Raw genomic sequence first — 4778 nt, forward strand, 5'->3', positions numbered from 1 at the left:
CAAGACGGGGAATTAATGCTCCAGCGAGTGGCTGTGGGAAATCACCTCCTGGTCGGCGGTGATAATATGGACCTGGCTCTCGCCCATTTTGCCAGCCAAAAATTCGCGGAAAAGGGGATTGCGCTTGATCCGTGGCAGTCTGTCGCGCTTTGGCATTCATGCCGGGTAGCGAAAGAGACGCTTCTCGGGGAGAATCCCCCGGAGCAACACGCCGTGACCATCCTGGGGCGTGGCAGCCGATTGATCGGCGGGACGATCTCGGTTGATATCGACAGAGAAAGCGCAGCCAAATTGCTGGTGGATGGCTTCTTCCCCGTGTGCGAGATTTCCGACCGACCGGCCCGTCGCCGGGCTTCTGGATTCCGCGAACTTGGTCTTCCCTTTGAAACCGACACCGCAGTGACGCGTCACCTGGCCGCGTTCCTCCAGTCCCACGGGGAGGCCCAGAATACTCCCGTTCGACCCACCCATGTCCTCCTTAACGGCGGTGTGTTCAAGGCGGCGCGATTCCGCGAGCGATTGCTCGAAGTGTTGGCGCACTGGTTCCCCGACCAGCCTCAACCGACGCTGTTGCCGGGGCTTCACGATCTTGATCACGCGGTCGCCAAAGGAGCGGCCTACTACGCTTGGGCGAAAGACCACGGGGGCGTGAGAATTCGAGGAGGGACGGCTCGCGCGTATTACGTGGGAATTGAAACGGCAGGACCTGCTGTCCCAGGAGTCCCTCGCCCGCTTCATTTGCTCTGTGTGGTTCCAATAGGCATGGAAGAGGGCACATCGATCGACGTGCCTTCCGAAGAAGTCGGTCTCGTGGTGGGCGAACGCGTCGTTTTTCGTTTCTTCAGTTCTTCGGTGAGGAAACAAGACCGGCCCGGCGACGTGCACCATTCGTGGTCGCCGGATGAAATAGAGGAGACGGATTCGCTGGAGGCGTGTTTGCCTACGGATGACGGAATGCCAGGGGACTATGTCCCCGTGCGATTTCAAAGCCGCGTGACGGAACTGGGCGTCCTCGAATTATGGTGCCTTAGCACCACGAGTGACCAGCGATGGAAGCTCGAGTTCAGTGTTCGAGAGGATGCCGATACCGATGAGTGAACGATTCTCAGCCGTTTTCACTGGCTCATAATCAGCGATGTATCACTCGGAGATAACCGAACCTGCTGCGCCGCGCTTCGTTGTGGGGATCGACCTGGGAACCACAAATTCGGCGCTATGTTACGTGGATACCGCCGAATCTCCTTGGCAGGTGCGTGTCTTCCGGATCCCGCAACTCGTGGCCCCTGGCCAGGTGGAGGAACGGGAGACGCTGCCGTCGTTCCACTACGAGCCCGCGCCTGGCGAATTCGATCCAAAGCTGCTGCGATTACCTTTTGGGCCAGCCCACCGGGACCACATTGTCGGGGTGTTTGCGCGAGATCACGGTGCGGAAGTTCCCGGGCGACTCATCAGTTCCGCCAAATCCTGGCTCTGCCACACCGGAGTGGACCGAACAGCGCCGCTGCTTCCCTGGCATGGAGCACCAGACGCCACCAAGCTTTCTCCGGTGGAAGTCTCTGCCCGGTATTTGGAACATCTGCGCGACGCTTGGGATAGCCGGTTTCCCGGATATCCACTGGCCGATCAGGATCTTGTGCTTACGATCCCGGCTTCCTTCGATGAAGTGGCTCGACAGTTGACAGTCAAAGCCGCGGCACAGGCAGGACTCAAGCGCGTCACGCTCATCGAAGAACCACAGGCGGCCTTTTATGCCTGGATCTACCGCCACAGCGAAGACTGGCAGCGCTGTGTTCGGCCGGGCCAGAAAATCCTTGTGTGCGATATTGGGGGTGGGACGACCGATTTCACGCTCATCCGGGTACGAGAGTCAAAAGATGGAATGATCCAATTCCATCGGGTGGCGGTGGGCGAGCATCTCATTCTTGGCGGGGATAATCTTGACCTTGCCCTTGCGCACCATATCGAACGAAAACTCAATCCGGATGAGCCCCTCGACCCTCAAACATGGTCGATCTTGGTGCGACGCTGTCAGTTCCTGAAGGAAAAGCTGTTGAGCGAACCCGCGCCCGAGCGGATAACCGTGACGCTGCCCGGGCGAGGTTCCCGGGTTGTCGGTGGAGCCCGGCATTTCGAATTGACCCGAAACGAAGTGCTTGAACTCGTTTTGGATGGTTTCTTCCCCCTGGTGGAACTCGACGCCAGGCCAGCGGTGCGGCGGTCCGGATTCCAGGAATTCGGCCTTCCGTTTGCTCCCGATCCGGCCGTAACGCGCTATCTGGCAGCCTTTTTGACGGCCCATCGTTTCGTGGCCTTGGATGGCGACTCACCGGGCCATGATCCTGCCCGACCTGATCTCGTGTTGTTTAACGGGGGTGTCTTTTACTCCCATGCCATCAGACGGCGTGTGGTCGACGTCATCGCTCGATGGTTCAGCAGTCCTCAAAGGCCCTGGCAACCGATCGTGTTGGAAAACGAGAGGCTGGACCTGGCGGTGGCCCAGGGGGCGGCTTATTACGGTATGGTACGGCGTGGGGAAGGCGTTCGGATATCGGCCGGTTTAGCCCGCACGTACTACATCGGCGTGGCCATGTCTGACGAGGAGTTGCGGCATCTGGCCGCAACGGCGGACGCAGGCAAATCCGAGCTTGCCAAAGCCGAATTGCCCGAACCGGAACTGCTTGATGCGGGCCAGGAGGGCGAATCCCAGGTCCCGGAAAAACTGGCGGCAAGTGTCTGCGTTTTGCCGGCAGGAATCGAGCCCGGGGAAGAGGTCCACTTAGCGGAGTGTACGTTTCATCTGCGCATCGGAGAGCCTGTGGAGTTTCCGGTTTATTATTCGGGGACACGGCTGACCGATCCGGCGGGCGCAGTCGTTCTGGTCCGGCCGGAGGAATTGAGCTCATTGCCGGCTGTGCGAACCATCCTCAAAGTGAGCTCCCGTCGTGAGACGCCCAAAGATATCGCGGTAACGCTGCATGCCAAACTGACGGAAATCGGCACGCTGGAGATCTGGTGTTCCGAGGTGGGGGGAAATGGTCGGTGGAAACTGGAATTTGATGTGCGGTCTGCTGTCCAAACGGACCGGTCACCACATCAGGGCTCGGGCGAGCAGGAGGGGGTCCTCGAGGAAAGCCTGGCGGAAAACGCCCTGGAACTGATTGATCGGATTTTCGGTCCGGAAGGAACGGAGTCCCCGGCCGCTCTCCTCAGGAAGTTGAGCGAAGCGACACGCATGAACCGCCGTGACTGGCCCAGTTCTTTCCTGCGAAGGATCTGGCAGCGGCTGATGGAAAACGAAGCCGGGCGGCGTCGGAGTCCTGAACATGAAGCCCGGTGGTTGAACACGCTGGGTTATGCCCTCCGACCTGGTTATGGACTGGCTGCCGATGACTGGCGGGTGGCCGAGACGTGGCGCGTCCTTCAGGGTAAGCTGGTGCACGCCACTCCTGCATGTCGCGCGGAATGGTGGATTCTGTGGCGTCGTATCGCGGGGGGGCTCACGGCAGGTCAGCAGCAAGCGCTGGCCACGCCCCTGATGGCGTCGGTCCGCTCGCTTCACCGGCAGCAAATTCAGGGAACAGGAAGTACCGACTTTCCTTACGCAAGCCATGAAGGAGCGGAAATCTGGCGACTTTTGGGTAGTCTGGAACTCCTGCCGCTCAACTGGAAGGTCGAATTGGGCCAGATCATTCTCGATCTCCTGCCCAAACGCCGCGTTCAGCAGGCGCTGTCGGCCTTGTTGTGGACGCTCGCCCGATTGGGGGCCCGCATCCCGGTGTATGCCCCCCTGAACTCCGTACTCCCGGAGGATGTTGTGACAACGTGGATCGAACGCCTGTTGCGGCTGAAACTTCCTGAGGAGATTCCACCGTATGTGCTCATGCAGCTCGCGCGCAAGACGGGCGACCGCTACCGCGACGTGGCGAACAAAACCCGGCAGCGCGTTCTGGCCTGGTTTTCCCAGAGAAACGTGCCCGAACACCTCGTGCGGCTCGTGGCAGAGGGCGGGACCCTCGAGGAGACGGAGCAAACCCAGATTTTCGGCGAGGAACTGCCACGTGGATTGCGAATCCTGTAATCCCGCTAGGAGACAGGATATCAGCCACGGTTGGGAGAGCAACCGCTGAAAATGGAAGGCAGGGCCGGAGCAGGCGGCTGGTGGGGTGATTTCTATCTAATCAGATCGGGACGTTGTTTATTCCGTGATTCTCTTCAGTAAATACTCCGTGGCGGCGACGGCCCGCAATCGCAGCCGGTCAAGTTCGTCAGCCATAAGCTGAAGGGAATGAAAATCCCGCGCCTGTTGATACATCAATTCCGTGAGCTTTTCATAATTTTGGTTCCACTCAAGCCACAGCCGCAGAACATCCGCGATTTCATCCGTTGGAATACTTTGACCGTTGATGGTGGACTTCCGGGGCGGCCTGAGACCCGAGGAGGACGGGTGGCCGGAAACACTCGGATCGCAGGGACCCAGTTGTGTCCACAAAGGTGGACCGGGGTGACTTGAGGGACCTTCGACGTCCGACGCCATTTTTTGTCCTCCGTGACAGCGGGGATAAAGGAGACGGGATGACACAAATATTGATGTGTTAGTGTTGGCGGAGATTCAACTCCAAGTGAGCGACGCACATCCGTGATGCTTGCACTCGGAGTCGGCAAAGTGCCGCTTGATTCTCACCCGTCGAACAAAATCGAGTTGACTCTTCAATTAACGGCCTCCAAGACCCGGGAAGTAGCCGTAGTAATTCATGAAATAGCCACCGGTAGGAGCGGCA

Annotated in this window: 2 protein-coding genes and 1 pseudogene; 2 read left to right on the forward strand and 1 reads right to left on the reverse strand. The window is 59.2% G+C overall.

Annotated features, from left to right (window positions below; genetic code table 11):
- A pseudogene (locus tag H5U08_RS10395) lies at positions 1-1098 on the forward strand (Hsp70 family protein); the annotation flags it as partial.
- A 124-nt stretch (positions 1099-1222) separates the two neighbouring features.
- Positions 1223-4078, forward strand: a complete 2856-nt coding sequence (locus tag H5U08_RS10400; RefSeq protein WP_297032753.1) for a hsp70 family protein — start codon at positions 1223-1225, stop codon at positions 4076-4078.
- A gap of 117 nt (positions 4079-4195) precedes the next feature.
- Here H5U08_RS10400 and H5U08_RS10405 read toward each other — a convergent pair whose 3' ends face one another.
- On the reverse strand, positions 4196-4534 hold the full coding sequence (locus tag H5U08_RS10405) for a hypothetical protein (protein ID WP_297032755.1): 339 nt from the start codon (positions 4532-4534) through the stop codon (positions 4196-4198).
- Positions 4535-4778 lie beyond the last annotated feature (244 nt).

The organism is Thermogutta sp., assembly GCF_014359955.1.
Classification (GTDB): domain Bacteria; phylum Planctomycetota; class Planctomycetia; order Pirellulales; family Thermoguttaceae; genus Thermogutta.

Bases quoted from the DNA above. Each gene is read 5' to 3' on its own strand.
- H5U08_RS10405 (WP_297032755.1), bottom strand. From the start codon at position 4,534: ATGGCGTCGGACGTCGAAGGTCCCTCAAGTCACCCCGGTCCACCTTTG.